This window comes from Priestia sp. KCTC 13724, from assembly GCF_056820425.1.
Genome location: NZ_JBXDLD010000022.1, coordinates 1 through 16,627, shown reverse-complemented (window position 1 = coordinate 16,627; position 16,627 = coordinate 1). Strand labels below are relative to the sequence as shown.

Annotated in this window: 19 protein-coding genes and 1 riboswitch; of the genes, 6 read left to right on the top strand and 13 right to left on the bottom strand. The window is 37.1% G+C overall.

Annotated elements, in window-relative coordinates:
• Positions 1-69: 69 nt before the first annotated feature.
• Both AC1UFB_RS04065 and AC1UFB_RS04060 read right to left on the bottom strand, forming a co-directional pair.
• Positions 70-888, bottom strand: a complete 819-nt coding sequence (locus AC1UFB_RS04065; protein WP_100347043.1) for a serine/threonine protein kinase — start codon at positions 886-888, stop codon at positions 70-72.
• An 8-nt stretch (positions 889-896) separates the two neighbouring features.
• Positions 897-1,106 (bottom strand): hypothetical protein, encoded by a 210-nt coding sequence (locus tag AC1UFB_RS04060; protein WP_076512741.1) that lies wholly within the window; start codon positions 1,104-1,106, stop codon positions 897-899.
• A 112-nt stretch (positions 1,107-1,218) separates the two neighbouring features.
• Here AC1UFB_RS04060 and AC1UFB_RS04055 point away from each other — a divergent pair, with 112 nt between their 5' ends.
• Positions 1,219-2,247 carry a DUF2515 family protein gene (locus AC1UFB_RS04055; protein WP_051567217.1) on the top strand — a complete coding sequence of 343 codons (1,029 nt, stop codon included), beginning with the start codon at positions 1,219-1,221 and terminating at the stop codon, positions 2,245-2,247.
• 60 nt (positions 2,248-2,307) lie between these two features.
• Here the strand turns inward: AC1UFB_RS04055 and AC1UFB_RS04050 are convergent, their stop codons facing one another.
• The 3 genes from AC1UFB_RS04050 to AC1UFB_RS04040 form a co-directional block, all read right to left on the bottom strand.
• Positions 2,308-2,475 (bottom strand): YozD family protein, encoded by a 168-nt coding sequence (locus tag AC1UFB_RS04050; protein ID WP_064484042.1) that lies wholly within the window; start codon positions 2,473-2,475, stop codon positions 2,308-2,310.
• A 224-nt stretch (positions 2,476-2,699) separates the two neighbouring features.
• The gene (locus tag AC1UFB_RS04045; protein WP_025911466.1) at positions 2,700-3,389 is read right to left on the bottom strand and encodes a hypothetical protein; all 690 of its coding nucleotides are present in this window, start codon (positions 3,387-3,389) and stop codon (positions 2,700-2,702) included.
• Between the two features lie 172 nt (positions 3,390-3,561).
• On the bottom strand, positions 3,562-3,777 hold the full coding sequence (locus AC1UFB_RS04040; protein ID WP_025910018.1) for a YozE family protein: 216 nt from the start codon (positions 3,775-3,777) through the stop codon (positions 3,562-3,564).
• A 381-nt stretch (positions 3,778-4,158) separates the two neighbouring features.
• Between AC1UFB_RS04040 and AC1UFB_RS04035 the strand changes: the two genes are divergently transcribed.
• From AC1UFB_RS04035 to AC1UFB_RS04025, 3 genes are all read left to right on the top strand, one after another.
• Positions 4,159-5,196: an acyltransferase family protein gene (locus tag AC1UFB_RS04035; protein ID WP_100347042.1), complete on the top strand. Its 1,038-nt coding sequence runs from the start codon at positions 4,159-4,161 to the stop codon at positions 5,194-5,196.
• Between the two features lie 128 nt (positions 5,197-5,324).
• Positions 5,325-6,173 carry a D-amino-acid transaminase gene (gene dat, locus AC1UFB_RS04030; RefSeq protein WP_025910016.1) on the top strand — a complete coding sequence of 283 codons (849 nt, stop codon included), beginning with the start codon at positions 5,325-5,327 and terminating at the stop codon, positions 6,171-6,173.
• A 121-nt stretch (positions 6,174-6,294) separates the two neighbouring features.
• Complete coding sequence (locus AC1UFB_RS04025; RefSeq protein ID WP_156413455.1) at positions 6,295-6,438, top strand: hypothetical protein; 144 nt, start codon at positions 6,295-6,297, stop codon at positions 6,436-6,438.
• Positions 6,439-6,503: 65 nt separating this feature from the next.
• Here AC1UFB_RS04025 and AC1UFB_RS04020 read toward each other — a convergent pair whose 3' ends face one another.
• The 8 genes from AC1UFB_RS04020 to AC1UFB_RS03985 all read right to left on the bottom strand — a co-directional run bounded on the left by AC1UFB_RS04020 (position 6,504) and on the right by AC1UFB_RS03985 (position 14,570).
• A complete protein-coding gene (locus tag AC1UFB_RS04020; protein WP_025910015.1) occupies positions 6,504-6,779 on the bottom strand; it encodes a YokU family protein in 276 nt (91 codons plus the stop codon).
• A gap of 16 nt (positions 6,780-6,795) precedes the next feature.
• Positions 6,796-8,199 (bottom strand): lysine 2,3-aminomutase, encoded by a 1,404-nt coding sequence (gene kamA / locus AC1UFB_RS04015; RefSeq protein ID WP_100347041.1) that lies wholly within the window; start codon positions 8,197-8,199, stop codon positions 6,796-6,798.
• 92 nt (positions 8,200-8,291) lie between these two features.
• Positions 8,292-9,128: a putative beta-lysine N-acetyltransferase gene (ablB, locus tag AC1UFB_RS04010; RefSeq protein ID WP_240046458.1), complete on the bottom strand. Its 837-nt coding sequence runs from the start codon at positions 9,126-9,128 to the stop codon at positions 8,292-8,294.
• 27 nt (positions 9,129-9,155) lie between these two features.
• Positions 9,156-10,424 (bottom strand): peptidase, encoded by a 1,269-nt coding sequence (locus tag AC1UFB_RS04005; RefSeq protein WP_100347039.1) that lies wholly within the window; start codon positions 10,422-10,424, stop codon positions 9,156-9,158.
• A 12-nt stretch (positions 10,425-10,436) separates the two neighbouring features.
• Positions 10,437-11,099 (bottom strand): 3-oxoacid CoA-transferase subunit B, encoded by a 663-nt coding sequence (locus AC1UFB_RS04000; protein ID WP_025910011.1) that lies wholly within the window; start codon positions 11,097-11,099, stop codon positions 10,437-10,439.
• On the bottom strand, positions 11,084-11,785 hold the full coding sequence (locus AC1UFB_RS03995) for a CoA transferase subunit A (protein WP_198511920.1): 702 nt from the start codon (positions 11,783-11,785) through the stop codon (positions 11,084-11,086). The genes AC1UFB_RS04000 and AC1UFB_RS03995 overlap by 16 nt, the downstream gene beginning before the upstream one ends.
• Positions 11,778-13,142 carry an aspartate aminotransferase family protein gene (locus AC1UFB_RS03990; RefSeq protein ID WP_100347037.1) on the bottom strand — a complete coding sequence of 455 codons (1,365 nt, stop codon included), beginning with the start codon at positions 13,140-13,142 and terminating at the stop codon, positions 11,778-11,780. The genes AC1UFB_RS03995 and AC1UFB_RS03990 overlap by 8 nt, the downstream gene beginning before the upstream one ends.
• 201 nt (positions 13,143-13,343) lie before the next feature.
• The gene (locus AC1UFB_RS03985; RefSeq protein WP_025910008.1) at positions 13,344-14,570 is read right to left on the bottom strand and encodes a dicarboxylate/amino acid:cation symporter; all 1,227 of its coding nucleotides are present in this window, start codon (positions 14,568-14,570) and stop codon (positions 13,344-13,346) included.
• 212 nt (positions 14,571-14,782) lie between these two features.
• A riboswitch (cyclic di-AMP (ydaO/yuaA leader) is annotated at positions 14,783-14,937 on the bottom strand.
• 571 nt (positions 14,938-15,508) lie between these two features.
• Between AC1UFB_RS03985 and AC1UFB_RS03980 the strand changes: the two genes are divergently transcribed.
• Both AC1UFB_RS03980 and AC1UFB_RS03975 read left to right on the top strand, forming a co-directional pair.
• Positions 15,509-16,210: a response regulator transcription factor gene (locus AC1UFB_RS03980; protein ID WP_025910007.1), complete on the top strand. Its 702-nt coding sequence runs from the start codon at positions 15,509-15,511 to the stop codon at positions 16,208-16,210.
• Positions 16,207-16,569: a hypothetical protein gene (locus AC1UFB_RS03975; RefSeq protein ID WP_460546581.1), complete on the top strand. Its 363-nt coding sequence runs from the start codon at positions 16,207-16,209 to the stop codon at positions 16,567-16,569. Before AC1UFB_RS03980 ends, AC1UFB_RS03975 begins: the two co-directional genes overlap by 4 nt.
• Positions 16,570-16,627: the final 58 nt, after the last annotated feature.

Sequence of the window (16,627 nt, the reverse complement as noted above, 5' to 3'; positions counted from 1 at the left end):
ACATTCTACAAGATAGGTGCCCTTTTTTGTATGCTTTTTTTGGATTTTATTGGTTAATCAACACGCATGTTAAAAGTTTAAAGCCTTCGTCTTTTTATCAGCAATAAACTGCAAATCCCCTTTGAGGTGCATCATATCTTCATAATAGCCATCGGATTGTAACATTTTGCGAATGATTGCTGTAAGCTCTGGTGATAACAAAAGTTCTTCTTCCCAACTCTTCTCTTTTCTTGAATTAGGTTCATAGCTTGAGTACAGCAAAAACAGCGCGAAATGCCCTAAAGCATATACATCACTTTGAACAGTTGTTCTTCTCATATACTGCTGTTCTGTTACTAAGCCTTCGACTTGTTCATCATCTCCTATAAAACGTGCTAAACCAAAATCAATGATGTAAATAACATCATCGACCTTAAGAATGTTTGGAATTCGCAGGTCACGGTGGACAATTCCTTCATTATGAAGAGATTCAATCACTTCTATTACTTGTAGCAATATTTGAACTACATCTTCTTCTTTGTATTTATAGTGATGTTCAAATATTAAGTCTTCAAACGTCTTTCCGTTAATATAGTCCATTATAATGAAAAATCCAGCGCTACTTTCCTCTACATCCAGTAGCTGAGGGACTTGAGGATGATTTATTCTTGCTAATATCTTTTTTTCATATTGAAAAGCTCGCATGCCTTGGTCAAGCTTTTGTTTCGTATTACGCAGCTGCTTGACTACTACTTGTGTTCCAAGCTTTTGATCCTTTGCCAGGTATGTAATACCATAGCTCCCCATTCCTAAAACACGGTCAATTTCATAACGGTTCTTAATTAATACGCCTTGTCTTAAATGGCGGTCCATTAGAAATCGTTGAATTGATTTAAAAAAGTGCTTCATTTTGTCAATCAGCTAGAAGAAAAGCTGGAGAAAAAGCTTTTTTTCTTACGCTTATAATGATGATGTCCATACTTTGAATGACTTCGACTATCATAGTGACGTCCTTTTTTGTAGTCACTGCTGCTGTAGTGTCGTGGACGGCGACGGTGGTAATCGCTGCTGCTGTAGCGATGATGTTTTTTTGATCCTAATATTGAATTCAGTAGTTTTTTTATCATAATAACTCCCTCTTTTCTTAACACTTATTACCCTTTATACGTACTAATAATATAAAGGTTTCAAAAACTTTATTCCCCGTTTAGCTGCTTTAAAACGAAAAGGAGAACTTTTATGATTTATTCACTTCCATTCAAGGTCAACAAGACTATGACTATTGAAACAACGAACAACTTAGCACACTTAAATACGCAATCTTTAGCTATTTTATCTTCCTTTTCTAACACTTTTGAACTAAATGAGAAAGAGTCTAAGCTTGTTCAAAGAATTAAGAAAAACGTTCGCTTGCACAATAAAAACAACATTACGCGAACCCATGCTTATTTGGAATTTTATAAGCGTTACCCGGAAATAAAATGGACGTTTTTAGCTCACCTCGTTTCTAGAAATGGCGGCTACTATATGACCGACTTGCAAACTACTTTCGCCAAAAAGCTTCTTTCTCCTGTTCAACAGCATGCTTTTTTTCTATTTTTAGAGCGCGCAAACGCTGCAATCTTTCAAGATGCTTTTTCTCAACTACTGTTATATGAAGAAAGTCAAAAGAATGGGCAAAATCTGTCTCACTTACTTACCGCCTTAGGAGTATCCGCATTTATGCATCCCATTTGGACTGAATTCATAAATGAACCTATGAAAAAAGAACATTTACTATCTCTTGCTTTAATTGTGAATGAACAGCATTATATTGAAAACAAGCTCATTCAAGATGGAAAAACAAAAGAAGACGTACTGGACACATGGCAGTTTTATGCACAAAGCTTTCTCGGTATGACCCAGGTGTTAATTCCTTATGAAAGTACTAACCAATTAGCTTTAGTTGGAGTAAACATTTCACAATTTTCTTCCCTTAAAAATCGAATTATTGCGGGGAAATTGCTTTATGCACTTCTGTTTCTTCATAGTCATTTATATTCAGGTACTTATTCGTTTGCAGATAGCGTAAAGCATACCGGAGCGAGACAAGACTATTCATCAAGTCTACACTCAAAATTTAACCATTTTAAGGCTCCTTCATCTACTTTACCTTTAGATATGTGCTGGGGAAACCGCGTCCATACATTTTTTAATCAGTCTGATTGGTTTGTAGGGACCTCACCTTATTCATACTTAGCAAAACTGGATATGCCCACTCTAATATAAAAACGACGAGCTGCCTCGTCGTTACATAAAGTACCGCTATTAAATTGTTATTATCTCTCTTTATTCTTCTTGCTCATCGATAATACATTTATCAATCAAATAATCAAATGTAATATCAGCCAACTCTCCTAGCTCTTCCTCAGCTGGAGCGTACCCCCGCTTTATTAGTTCATTGTAAAAGAACTCAGCGATTTCCTCTGTATCAATAACTACTTCGATTTCTTTCACAATATCACTCCTCACCCCGTCTCAGCGGGCAAGCGTAGCTTCATGAGCTCGCAAAATAGCAAAGCAAAGGACTAGCAAATATCTAATCTTACTAGCTCAAACTTTACTTTATATACTTTTATGAGCAAAAGTACAAGAGTATGTCTAAAATTTTCAATGCTATACGTCTCTTTCTATGTATAGCTTACCCTTTCTAACATACGCTTATAATAACAGACATGGGGCTACGCTTTATCTTGCTCTGATTTGGAAATCTTGTGTAAATGTTTCAATACTAAGTTCATTACTTCTACATACTCATCATCTTGAAACATCTCATGCAATGTTTTGTAATCGTTATAAACATCTAACAAACCATTTATAATTTCATGCTTCTCTTTTGTTAATTTCATCTCTTCTTTTCCATGTCCATTTTGTTTTTTCATCGTCGGTAGCAACTCCGTCTTTTTAATTTCTTTTCCTAAATACAACATATCGATATTTTGTACATAGTTTTCTGTTTCCTCATGAGGAGTCACGAGAATAAGCTCTTCTTCACTAGCTTCAAGCCATTCTCCGTCAGTAACACGGGATAGTTCATACACAATATCTTCCCATGCGTCTTCTTTATATCGCCATATTTCTGTGCGAATGCCAATGATTTTAAACAATTCTTTTCCGTAATTAAACACTTGAACAATGTCACCAAAGAAATATTTATATTCCAACTCAACGCGTTCTTGTACTAAGATCTGTCCGTCATAATCTTCTAATAACTCAATTGTGTCTTCTAAAAACAGACCTTCACTATGGTTAATCTCATATACAAAGAGTCCATCCATCACTTTTATATCTGTAATGGTGCCAACGGTCCCATAGATCGTTACAACGATTGTATCCCCAATGCGGTATTTAGGCTTTTTCTTGCCTGCCATCGTCGCACCTCCTTGTTAAACTAACACCTACTGAAAAGTTACAATAGTATATGCAAAAATAGTAAAAGGGGAAGTATAACATCACCTCAATCAAGCCTGAAATACGCTGATTTTCACAAAAAAACAAAGGGCCTCTATACGCAGCGTATAGAGGCCCTTTGTTTTAAACACCTTACTGATTCATTTCATATAGCTCCCATGCCTCATCAAAAACAGACATGCTCATCGTATAATCACCGTTTAATTCGAGATAGGAGCTGATCTCATTGTAATCATCTGCCGTTTTAGGAAAGCTATGGTCTTCATACACAAATCGTGCTAACTGTCCTATTAGATCATTTTTTGGATTTAACCTAAATTTCATCATGTAGTGATAAAATGACTTCATACGTTGTTCCCCCTGTATTTTATGCGTTGTTTACTCACGTTTTATTTGCTATAAGACTACCATTTAAACAGTCTCTTGTGAATGACGTCGAATTCTGACCTAGACACATGAGAAACATTACATTATGGTTACAGATTTATGTTCTAGTTGCATTGTATAGTAAAGAAGACAAGTTGTCATATCAAGCATTTTGTTTTTCACTTTAAGTGAATGTGACAAAAACGATGCACAAATGTAACAAAAATGCTGTTTCGACAGTTTTTATAGTAAAAATATAAATTGCAAATTTTTCACTTTCATGATTTAATTTGCTACTGAAAGCACAATAAAAAATTGCTGAAGCACGTTTAAATCAGCAAAGAATAAGGAAAGATGAATACTATGAGTACACGAAATGCTTATTTTGATAACGCTAAATTTGTATTAATTTTTTTAGTTGTATTTGGACATATGATTTCACCTTATCGTACAGATAGCGAAGGTATGTTATCCATTTATCACTTTATCTTTATTTTCCACATGCCAGTATTTATCTTACTAGCTGGTTATTTTTCAAAAAACTTTCATAAAAAAGGATATTACAAAAAAATCTTTACCAAAGTGGCTATCCCTTACTTAGCATTTCAAACCATCTACACTTTTTACTATAGTGCCCTTTATACGAATGAAACGTACACACTACAGTATTTAGTACCGCGATGGGCAATGTGGTTCTTACTTAGCTTAATCTTTTGGAAATTAATGCTGCCATTTTTCGCAAAGTTCCCAATGTGGATTAGCATGACAGCTTCTATTCTACTAGGTGTTGGAATTGGTTTTGTTAACATTGATGGATTTGAAAAAATACTAAGTATTAGTCGCATGTTTGTGTTCTTCCCATTCTTTTTGATGGGGTATTACTTGTCACAGAGAGAAGAACCATTTAAAAATCTTTTAACAGCTAAAAATCGAGTCATTGCTTCCACTATCTTAGTTGTAACACTAGCAGCAAGTTATTACTTTTTAAATGAAACCATTTATACGGACATGCTTTATGGTACAAACACATACAATAGCGTAGGCGAATTTTTAATGCGCTTGTCTCACTATGGCATTGCGTTTATTGTATCTTTTGCATTTATGGCCTTAATTCCAACCCGTCCTTTTGCTTTAACTAGCATCGGACAGCGTTCGCTTTATGTCTACCTTTTACATGGATTTATTTTAAAGTGGTTTTTCACTACCGAATTTGCCAAAAGTTTAGATGCTAGCTTTTGGAGCATTATGGTTTTAACAGCCATGTCTATTTTAGTAACGCTTCTATTAGGTAGTCGTATTGTTGATTGGATCATTACTGGTACGAAACTATTCATTCAGTTCATTACGCCAAAGAAGGCAATTGAAAAATTCTCATTAGCCATTAAACGAACGTTCCCATAAACAAGAAAAAATCTCACCTTCTAGCAAGAGGTGAGATTTTTGTCTATATGACTCAAATACTTTCTAATTTCATTTTACTGAATTTTGTGGTAACGTTTCACTATAAGAGAAAGAAGGAGTGTATAGAAATGGAACTCGGTTACTATGATGGACAATTTCGAGATATTAACGAAAAAGTAATTCCTATTGATGAACGCGGACATCAATTTGGCGATGGTGTATATGAATTCATTCGCGTATACAAGGGAACACCTCTAGCACTTTCTCAACATTTAGATCGTCTTGAGCGAAGCGCAAAAGCGTTATTAATTGAGCTGCCGTTTAGCAGAACTGATTTGGAGAAAATAATTGAAGAAGGAATACAAAAGTCTACGTTGGAAGAAGCAGATATTTACATGCAGGTAACGCGTGGAATTTCTCCTCGTAATCATTTATTTCCAGATACCAAAGCAGAGCTATCTATGACGATTAGACACCCGCGTCAAATGCCTGATGAGGCTTACGAAAAAGGTATTTCCACTTTACTTTTAGAAGATGAGCGCTGGGCAAACTGCTACATTAAATCATTAAACTTACTTCCAAATATCCTTGCAAAGCAAGCAGCTGCCTCTAAAGGATGCAAAGAAGCCATCCTTGTAAAAGACGGATACATAACGGAAGGTTCTAGCAGCAATGTTTTCGTCATCAAGGATCAAATTTTATATACAACTCCAGCCACAAAACAAATTTTATGTGGCATTACTCGAACCAATGTCCTTGCTTGCGCAAAAGAAGAAGGCATTCAAGTACGAGAACAGCATATGACAATTGATTTTATTAAACAAGCTGATGAAGCGTTTGTCACGAGTACATCCATTGGTATTTTACCGATCGCACGTATTGATGAGCAGCATTTGTCATCAACACGTCCCATTATTGATAAATTAACCAATGCGTATCAAATATTTCGAGAACAGCAAGTACACATACAAAGCTAATAAAAAATAAAGAGACTGAGACATAAGTAGTTCAGCCTCTACTATACCTGAACGATTGAGAGTTCATAACTTTTAATCGTTCAGGTTTTTTGTTGATTGTGAAAACAATGTTGGAAACATGGTGGAATGGAGCGTAGGACACTCGACTCCTGCGGGAAAGAGAGGGAAAACTGAGATCCCGCAGCGCAGCGAGGAAGCTCAGGTTCCTCCCCGCGGAAAGCGAGTGGCCGTAGCGCAATGGAACGAACGTATTGAGACAAACTAAAGAGATGGAAACAGCTAGTGTTCGTCTCTTAGAAGCAATCATTTTGTTATGTCCCAAACTCTTTATTAAAATTTAAAGTAATTACGCTTTAACAAACGCGGTGTTGCTAGTAACTCTTTATAGGAAATAACCTTTGGCAACAGTTTTGTATCTACAAGCAGCAGCTGTGTTTCTATTTCTTCAATCACTTCTTCTTCTTGATAATACATTCCACAGGCAGAACATTTAATACAAGGTACATCTGTGATTTCAATTCCTCTTGTTCCATCTGGAAGTTCCCAAAAAGCGGTATGAACGCTTTTTTCTCCAGCGCTTTCGCCGCACCATGCGCATTCTACCATCATTGTATTTGCCTCCTCAAGATGAAGTGGAATCTTTTTCTTTTTGTGCTTGCGCTTGAAACTTTTTCTCCTTTAACTCGTCGCGCTTTTCACGCTTATTTTTTAGGGTCGCATGTGCTGTATCTGCTTCATACGACTTACGCCTGTTTACTCTCCCTAAACCTTCTGGAATAAGCGTTGAGTTTGTTTCATTCATCAACCCTGCTACTCCAATGGAAGATTCCTTTTGCTTCGCGTCTGGATAAATTGAATAAAAATAGTCATCCGCTCGGTTAGGGACATAGTTTTCCGGTTCTGGATAAGTCGTAATGACCCCTTCAAAATTTCGAAGTACAACCTTACCAGCACTTTGACTAATTAAATAGTTTGGTTGAATAGCAATCTTACCGCCTCCACCAGGAGCATCTACTACAAAGGTAGGTACAGCATAGCCAGACGTATGTCCTCTTAGCCCTTCAATAATTTCAAGGCCTTTTGATACAGGTGCTCTAAAGTGACCGATTCCTTCTGATAAATCGCATTGATAAATATAATAAGGCCTGACACGGATTTTCACTAAATCATGCATTAACTTCTTCATAATTGGTACGCTATCGTTAATGCCAGATAAGATAACTGCTTGGTTGCCCACAGGCACTCCAGCATCTACAAGCATTTCACATGCTTTTTTCGTTTCTTCTGTAATTTCAATTGATGTATTAAAGTGAGTATTGAGCCAGACTGGATGGTACTTTTTTAAAATGGAGCATAAATTTTCTGTAATACGTTGCGGAAAAACAACCGGTGCCCTTGTGCCAATACGAATGATTTCAACATGGGGAATAGCGCGTAAATTTTTTAAGATATATTCCAAAATTTGATCATTAATTAGCAATCCATCCCCACCAGATATTAGAACATCTCGCACTTCTTTTGTTTGAGCAATATATTCAATTGCCATATCCAGTTGTTTTTTAGGAACACCCATTCCAATTTGTCCTGAGAATCGTCTTCGAGTACAATAACGACAGTACATCGAGCACTGATTAGTAACAAGAAATAAAACTCGGTCCGGATAACGATGTGTAAGCCCAGGTACAGGTGAATCTTCATCTTCTTCTAAAGGATCTTCTAAATCATATCTCGTTTTATGCATTTCTTGGCCAATTGGCACAGACTGCATGCGGATTGGACATCGCGGGTCATCTGGGTTCATTAGCCAAGCGTAGTAAGGTGTAATATTTAATGGAATCGTTTTGGTTGCAATTCGAACACCCTCTTCTTCTTCGGGTGTTAAATGAATGACCTTTTTTAAATCCTCAAGCGTTCGAATCGTATTGGTTAATTGCCAAATCCAATCGTTCCACTTCTCTTCCGGTACATCTTTCCAAAGTTCGATGTCTTTCCAATGACGTGACGGCTTATATAAGTCATGTAACACAAAAACTCCTCCCTTAATTACAATTTAGACTGTGCTACTACTTTATATGTGAACGCCTAGTAAATGGTTATATTTTATGTGACTTTCTTATCCTAAGACTCACTTGTTAAGGTTGATAAATCCTTTGACCATACATTCATATTTTCTAGCGCCGTGGAAATCAAACAATTGTTAATAAGTCTCCCACTGTATGCATAGCCAAGCTGATGAAAAGCTGCGTTCACCCCAAATGAAAGCGCTCTAGCTATTGTATATACACAATAAACATACTTCTTTTTCAATTCTCTCTCTATTTCAACCATCAAATGCTTCATTAAGCCAAGCGAGCGATGAGATGGAAGGGTGGCACAATCTGTTAATTCTGCATTATTATAAAGCGTATTAATTTCTGCAGCAGCTGCGCTTACAATTTTTTCTTCATATTCAACAATAAAGAAAGGTGTTCCGTCTTCCAACATGCTTTGAACGTAGACTAGATCATGTAAGGGAGATGGATAAATAGTAAATACCGTTTTATATAATGTTACTAGCTGTTTGGCGTCACTCTTTATAGCTTTCCTTAATTTGTAAGGTGACAACAATGTTTCTGGGCACTTTAGCGGTAATAACTGGACTTTTTGAAGTAGATTATTTTCTTTTGCATAATGATTGTGCACTTGTCGCTCTTGGCTTTCATAAAAAGTCATTAAGTAAGCAGTGCTTCCATTAAAATAAGATGGAATGGTGGCTTCCAAACGGTACCCATGTTGCAACCAGCTTTGAACTTGTTCGTAGCGAGACTTTATAATTACCTTTTCTAACTGGTGCTTATCCAGCTCTCTCTTTATATAGTAAATCATGCTAGAAATATTCCCTCGGTAATCCTCAATTCGAAGTCTTTTATTAAAAGAGTCTTGTATGCACAGCGCGCTGAAGTCCCGTCTATTCACTTCAATCAAATTGCTTCCCCTCCTTTATCAGTCGGCAATTTCACACCAATCAATAATAGTAAGAGCAATAATTTCAGTGGCTTTTATAACAGATTCAATAGAAATATATTCGTTTGGAAAGTGAGCAACTTCCGTAACTCCTGGACCAAAAACAACTGTTGGAATCTTACCAACCTGAGATAAAATCCCTCCATCCGTTCCCCAAGGTGACGCTTCAATAGTAGGAGGGTCACCCATTGCTCGCTCATAGCTTTGAGAGAGAGATGAAATAAGGGGGTGCTGTGTATCTAACTCATTTGGCAGCCAATGCGCTCCAAACCACTCTAAATCCACAGGGTGAAAATCAAACCAAGAATCTTGCACGCTAATTTTTTTCAACCATTCTTCTACTTCTTCCTTCACATCCTTCATCTTTTCATGAGGTGCTACCCCAATTCTCCCTTCAATTATCACCTCATCTGCAACTGAAGACGGCCACGATCCGCCTTTTATCGTGCCTATGTTAATTGGCACAGGGATGGGCGTATTTTTGTACAACGGATCAACAATGCGAGCATTGCGATTTTTCTCTAGCTGCTGGAGATGCTCAATAAGAAGCATTGCTTTCTCAATTGCACTCACTCCTTCATATCTTGTACCTCCGTGAGCAGATCGACCATGTATGGTTAAACGAAACCACATCGAACCTTGTTGCTTAGAGAAGATTTTCATGCTTGTAGGCTCAGGAATTATTGCTCCATCTGCTTTATACCCCCTTAACACACAGGCAAGCGTACCCGCTCCTCCACTTTCTTCTTCAATTACACTTTGAAAGATAACGTCACCTTTTAATAAAATACCGAGCTCTTGTAACGCTTGAATAGCAAAAAGAAGAGCTACATTTCCTCCTTTCATATCTGTACTTCCTCGTCCATATACGTTACCGTCTCTTACCATTCCACTATACGGTTCGTCTCTCCAGTGTGCTAAATCTCCTGCTGGTACCACGTCAATATGACCGTTTAATAGAATAGATTTCCCTCCTCCTCTTCCTTTTAAGGTACCTACTACATTAGGACTATCTTGAAAGTTAGTTCGAGTAGAGACAAATGCTTCATTTTTACGCAGTTCTTTAATATCCGGTTCCCATATGTCAATGGTTAACTGAAGCTGTCTTAGCTTTTCAATCACAATCGCCTGAACATATTTTTCATCTCTTTGGACGCTTGCTTCCTGTACAAAACGTTGCAACAACCGAACTATTTCATATTTATGTTCCGTCAACCAGCTCTGAATTTCCCCTTGCCAATTTGTCATATCTCAACCTCCTTAGGGAATTATTTTGATGCTATCGCTCAGCTCTACTGTTGCATCAGTTGCTTGCAGCACATCTTCCACAGTATAAGGAGACATTACTTCTATTAAAAGCAAGTGATTTTTCTCTATTTTTAAGACAGCTCGGTCCGTAATGATTAAATCCACGCAGCGCTTAGCAGTAAGAGGTAAAGAGCACGTTTTCACAAGCTTTGGTTCACCATTTTTATTGGTATGATTCATTAGCACAACAACTTTCTTAACCTTTTGCGCTAATTCCATCGCTCCTCCCATACCAGGTACTCGCTTTCCTGGTACAATCCAATTTGCCAAATCCCCTTGTTCACTGACTTCTAACGCTCCTAGAATAGTCATATCAACGTATCCTTTTCGAATCATTCCAAAAGCAATTGCACTATCACAATAGGAAGAACCTGAAAGCGTAGTAATAGGATAACCCGCTGCATTGCAAGCATTTTCATCTTCTTGACCTTCCAATGGAGAAGGACCGATTCCAACAATTCCATTTTCCGCATGAAACATAACCGCTATCGCCGAAGGAACATAGTTTGGAATAAGCGATGGAATTCCAATACCTAGATTTACAATCATTCCATTTTCAATTTCCTGAGCAGCTCTCTTAGCAATTCGATGACGATTATCTATTCCCAAACCCATTTCCAATTCACCCCTTTTGACTGTACAATATAGTTTACAAATACACCTGGAGTCATAATTGAATCAGGATTAAGTTCACCTAATGGGACAATTTCTTCTACTTCAGCAATCGTTACTTTTCCAGCCATAGCTACAAGCGGATTCGTATTACGAGCGCTTTTATCATACAGCAAGTTTCCAAATTCATCTGCTGTCTTAGCGTAAACAATCGATACATCTGCTTCTAACGGCGTCTCAACTAAAAACGTTTTGCCTGATAGAGTGATCATTTGCTTTCCCACACAAATTACGTCAGTTTCAATCCCCACATCAATTAATACCCCACCGATGCCCACTCCGGCTGCTCGAATTCTCTCAACAAGCGTTCCTTGAGGAGAAAATTCTACTTCTAGTATTCCATCGTTCATCTGTTTACCAGCAACCGGATTCGAACCAATGTGCGAAGCAATGAGCTTTTTAATTCGCTGTTCACATACAAGCTTTCCTACACCAATGGTTGGGAAACCTGCATCATTACAAATAAGCGTTAACCCGTTAACATCACTTTTTAAAATTTCTTCAATTACAGTAGGAGCTGTACCTACCCCTCCAAACCCTCCAAACATGATTGTCATATCGTTTTGAACATAGCTCATAACATCTGTGCTTTTAATCATTTTATGAAACCTATTTTGAAGATTATTTATTTTTCTCTTCCTCTCCCCCCAGTTCTTTTTCAATCTCAACCATCGTCACAGTTAATAATCCCACCAGCTCATCAATTTCGTGTGACGTAATAGTATATGGAGGTGAAATAATAATTCCGTCTCCTTCTACTCCATCTTCTCCAGCTTGAGATGGGTATAATAAAAGGCCTTTATCTTGAGCTTTTTGAATAACCCTAGACGTTAATTCAAACGATGAAGGAAATGAAGCTTTAGAATTCAGGTTTTGAACAAGCTCTAATCCTAGCAATAACCCTTTCCCTCGTATATCTCCGATAATGTTTACTTGCTGTTGCAAGCTCTTAAGCTTCGCATATAAATATGCTCCCTTACTCTCCACTGCTTCTATTAAAGAATGATTCTGTATATAATCCAGCACGGCCAACGCAACGGCTGAAGAAAGCGGATTTGCACTTAATGTATGCCCACTCATAATGAGATTAGATCCATTTAATACGGGCGCTAGTACGCTTTTAGTAGCAACTGTTGCTGCAATTGGAGTATATCCAGCACTTAAACCTTTACCAAGAGTCAAAAGATCCGGCTTGGCTTTCCAATGTTCATAAGCAAAGACCTTTCCTGTACGCCCCATCCCCGTCATCACTTCATCTACAATCCATAAAACATCATATTTATCGCAAATCTCTCGAATTCGCTCGTAATATCCATCAGGTGGCGTTATAGCTGCTCCAGCTGCTCCAATGATAGGCTCCGTAATAAAAGCAGCAATTTGCTCGCTTCCTGTACGCTTAATGACTCTTTCGAGTTCGTTTGCACACGCTAAATCACAGGATGGATACGTTTTTTCAAATGGACATCGATAGCAATAAGGTGGTGAAACAGAAGGGTATTCTTCTAGTAAAGGTACAAATCTTTTTCTTCTACCCGCATGCCCTGACATGGACAAAGCACCAATCGTAATGCCGTGATAACTCATCCATCTTGATAACACTTTTATTTTTTGAGGCTTCCCTTTTTCCTGCCAATGCTGAATAGCCATTTTCATTGCGGTTTCTGTTGCTTCTGTCCCGCTATTAACAAAAAACACAAACTGAAAATGATGATTGCTCAGTTCACAGAGCCGTGCTGCTAAGCTTTCAGCAGGTTCACTTGTAAACTGAGAGCGATAGACAAACGCAACTTTTTTTGCTTGGTCATTCATTTTATCAATAATCTCTTGAACACCATGTCCAACGTTTGCTGTCACGGCACCAGATGATCCATCTAAATATTTTTTGCCTTCCACGTCATACAAATAAACTCCCGTTCCGTGAGAAATCGTAGGATACCAAGCGTTTAACAGTGGTTTGATCAAGTTCGATAAAGACTTATCATTCATCGCGATTCCTCCTTGTCAGCAGACTTCTATTAGATTCTATGCCATATGGACACTGTTTTTGCTAAGTAAAAAGGATTGTTTTCACTAAAACAGAAAAAGGCTCACTCCTTACGTTTAAACGTAAAGAGTGAGCCTTTTTATCGTATCAGAAATCCTTTGTTTGTCATTCTCCAGTCATCCCCTACTGGTTAATGCATTACATTAAGCTCCTGCTTTTTCAGCTCTTCTTGCTTCAGACTCGGCAACAATTACTGCACACGCAGCATCCCCTGTAATGTTAACCGATGTACGAATCATATCAAGCAAGCGGTCAATACCGATGATTAATGCGATACCTTCTACTGGTAAGCCAACTGCTGAAAGTACCATCGCTAACATGATAAGTCCAACACCTGGAACACCCGCTGTTCCAATACTTGCAAGAACTGCTGTTACAACAACTGTAATTAGTGCACTGAATGATAAATCTACTCCGTACACCTGAGCGATGAAAACAGTTGCTACCCCTTGCATAATTGCTGTTCCATCCATGTTAATTGTTGCACCTAATGGCTGAACAAAACTACTGATGGATTCCGGTACACGAAGATTTTTCTGAGCTACGTTCATTGCAATTGGCAACGTCGCATTACTGCTTGATGTACTAAAACCAACAGTCATAGCTGGTGCAAAGCCTTTAAAGAACTCAATTGGGTTGCGCTTTGCTAACAGCGCTATAGATCCACCGTACGTTAAGATAGCGTGAACAAATAGCGCAAGCACAACTACTGACATGTAAAGCCCCATTGCTTTAATCGCTCCCCATCCTTGGCTACCAACCGCAGTTGCGATTAAACCAAATGTACCGTATGGAGCAAACTTCATCACTAAGTTTACAAGGTACATCATAAGCTCATTACCTTGATCGATAATGTTATATAGTCCTTTTGCTTTATTACCTAACATCGTAATTCCAAATCCAATAAAGATTGAGAATACGATAATTTGAAGCATGTTTCCTTCAGTCATTGCTAGAACTGGGTTAGTAGGAATCATGTTTAGTAATGTTTCACCTACAGGAGGTGCTTCTTGTGCTTCAAAGGAAGCATTTGCTGTGTCGAATGTTCCAACTGTGCCTGGCTTAATAATAAATGCTAAGATAATAGCAATTGTAATAGCAATTGTTGTCGTAATTAAAAAGTAACCAATTGTTTTACCGCCGATGCGGCCAAGTTTCTTCGGATCTCCCAAACCTGCAACGCCAAGTACAATTGAGAAAAAGACAATCGGTACAACAAGCATCTTAATAAGATTTAAAAAGATTTGCCCAAGCGGCGTAAATAAATATTTATCTAGTGTTGTAAACGTCCCTGGTGAAAACGTATTTAACAAGACACCTACAACAGCACCAATAATTAGTGCAATGATAATCTTTGTTGATAGTTTCATTGATGGACCCCCTCATATAAACAAATTATATTATTAATTTAATAACTACCAAGATTAACAAGTTGAATATTACAAAAAGAATAACTACTTTTAATTTATATTATTTTTGAAATTTTCAGAATAGAACGAGCTCCAGCTGCTTTTTTTAAAATCATCGAAAAAAGTGTACAAAAAAAACCATGAGAGCCCTCTCTGGTTTTCAAACCTTCCATGTACTCTCCCACAAAATGCTGACGAGGTTAGCTGTCGGATTCGGGTATGTGAGTTACCCTACTTAACTATTAAGTTAAGATTCACCCCTAGTGCTTGTCTGCACAAATTTGGGTCCCCCGCTTTCTTTCAATCTGAAATTAAGCAACTGTTATTTTGATGTAATAGTTTTAAACTGCAATAACTTACTTCTTTATTAAAATTCATTTCCTATCACTTTGTCAAGATAATATACAAAAAAAATTCAAAACACTGTCGTTTTTTTTATTTTCATGTCACATTTTATCACATTTTATGTATATTTTATATTCGTATTTATGTTCGTTATAAACTAAACTACTCTTTACCAAATGACATTCCAACTTAAAATAGCACCTCATACCAATAACAACTAACAAATTGTATAGTAATACTAAACACATAAAGAAGAAATCCATTTTATAACATTTAAAACAAAATAATTAATATTCATTAAATATTATTTTTATACAATAATTGTAAGCATTATCATTTTATATTCATAATTTTATACTGGTTTAATGTATATATGTAAATGTTTTTTTCTGAATTTCATCATAATTAAGTTTAGCTAATTTAAACTTTACTTTTTTGGCGAGCAATTTCATAAATTACATTTTTTTCTAAAATCCATTTCAATCTCCCCTTTCTTTTTGATAAACTATAAAGAACAATATATTGATTTTTATCTATAGAGGAGAGTCCTAACCATGTTTACCGTCTTAATTGTAGAAGATGATCAAAAAATTGCTTCTTTATTAAAAGAACATCTTGAAAAATATAATTTACTCGTACATATCGTTACGTCATTTACAGATGTACTTGATGATTTTCAAAAGCACCACCCTAACCTTGTCTTATTGGATGTGAATTTACCAAAATATGATGGCTTTTATTGGTGCAGACAAATCCGTACTCTTTCCACTTGCCCTATCATTTTCATCTCAGCACGCGATGGAAAAATGGACCAAGTGATGGCGTTAGAAAGTGGAGCAGATGATTATTTAACCAAGCCTTTTGACTACGACGTCGCGATTGCCAAGGTAAATAGCCAACTACGACGCGCATACGGGTCCTATGCACCTACTAACCAGGAGCGAATTGTAGAGCACGCCGGCTTAACTTTATATCCTGAAAGGTTACTATTACGCTACCAAAGCAAAGAAGTTGAGCTTAGCCAAACAGAAAGCAAGCTCATTGAAACATTGTTAGATAAAGCAGAAAGAGTTGTTAGCAGAGATCGATTACTCGAAAAAATTTGGGACGACCAGCTTTTTGTTGATGATAATACTCTAAATGTCTACATGACGCGTACGCGTAAAAAACTAGGGGATGTTGGTATCGAAAAAGCGATTGAAACAATTAGAGGTACAGGCTATATGCTGCGGATTCAAGAGGAAAATAAAGCATGAAGCTGTTTTTTAAAGAACATCTTCCTCTTACATTTTTTTATCTTATCCAATTGGGTTTAGTATGTACGATTTTTGCGTTAGATGGTTTTCGAGACATTTTTACTGTTCTTTATGCTATTTTAATCAGCACCGTTATCTACATCACTTATTTATGCTATCGCTACTATACAAACAAAACATTTTATAAACACCTGTCAAATCCCTTACATAAGTCAGAAGACAGCATATTGTCTGAAGAGGAGTCTCCGCTTTCAGAAGCGTTAAAAGAACTGCTGGAGAGTCAATTTCGAAGCTTTCATAATGAAATGTATCACTATCAAAATAAGCTTAATCAACATATTACATTTCACGAGTGTTGATTATCCAAAATTAGACAGACTTATCCCTTGGAATGTGACGTAGTTTTTCAAAAAAGTG

Bases quoted from the DNA above. Each gene is read 5' to 3' on its own strand.
- AC1UFB_RS04065 (WP_100347043.1), bottom strand. From the start codon at position 888: ATGAAGCACTTTTTTAAATCAATTCAACGATTTCTAATGGACCGCCAT.
- AC1UFB_RS04060 (WP_076512741.1), bottom strand. From the start codon at position 1,106: ATGATAAAAAAACTACTGAATTCAATATTAGGATCAAAAAAACATCAT.
- AC1UFB_RS04055 (WP_051567217.1), top strand. From the start codon at position 1,219: ATGATTTATTCACTTCCATTCAAGGTCAACAAGACTATGACTATTGAA.
- AC1UFB_RS04045 (WP_025911466.1), bottom strand. From the start codon at position 3,389: ATGGCAGGCAAGAAAAAGCCTAAATACCGCATTGGGGATACAATCGTT.
- AC1UFB_RS04040 (WP_025910018.1), bottom strand. From the start codon at position 3,777: ATGAAGTCATTTTATCACTACATGATGAAATTTAGGTTAAATCCAAAA.
- AC1UFB_RS04035 (WP_100347042.1), top strand. From the start codon at position 4,159: ATGAGTACACGAAATGCTTATTTTGATAACGCTAAATTTGTATTAATT.
- dat (WP_025910016.1), top strand. From the start codon at position 5,325: ATGGAACTCGGTTACTATGATGGACAATTTCGAGATATTAACGAAAAA.
- AC1UFB_RS04020 (WP_025910015.1), bottom strand. From the start codon at position 6,779: ATGGTAGAATGCGCATGGTGCGGCGAAAGCGCTGGAGAAAAAAGCGTT.
- AC1UFB_RS04005 (WP_100347039.1), bottom strand. From the start codon at position 10,424: ATGACAAATTGGCAAGGGGAAATTCAGAGCTGGTTGACGGAACATAAA.
- AC1UFB_RS04000 (WP_025910011.1), bottom strand. From the start codon at position 11,099: ATGGGTTTGGGAATAGATAATCGTCATCGAATTGCTAAGAGAGCTGCT.
- AC1UFB_RS03990 (WP_100347037.1), bottom strand. From the start codon at position 13,142: ATGAATGATAAGTCTTTATCGAACTTGATCAAACCACTGTTAAACGCT.
- AC1UFB_RS03985 (WP_025910008.1), bottom strand. From the start codon at position 14,570: ATGAAACTATCAACAAAGATTATCATTGCACTAATTATTGGTGCTGTT.
- AC1UFB_RS03980 (WP_025910007.1), top strand. From the start codon at position 15,509: ATGTTTACCGTCTTAATTGTAGAAGATGATCAAAAAATTGCTTCTTTA.
- AC1UFB_RS03975 (WP_460546581.1), top strand. From the start codon at position 16,207: ATGAAGCTGTTTTTTAAAGAACATCTTCCTCTTACATTTTTTTATCTT.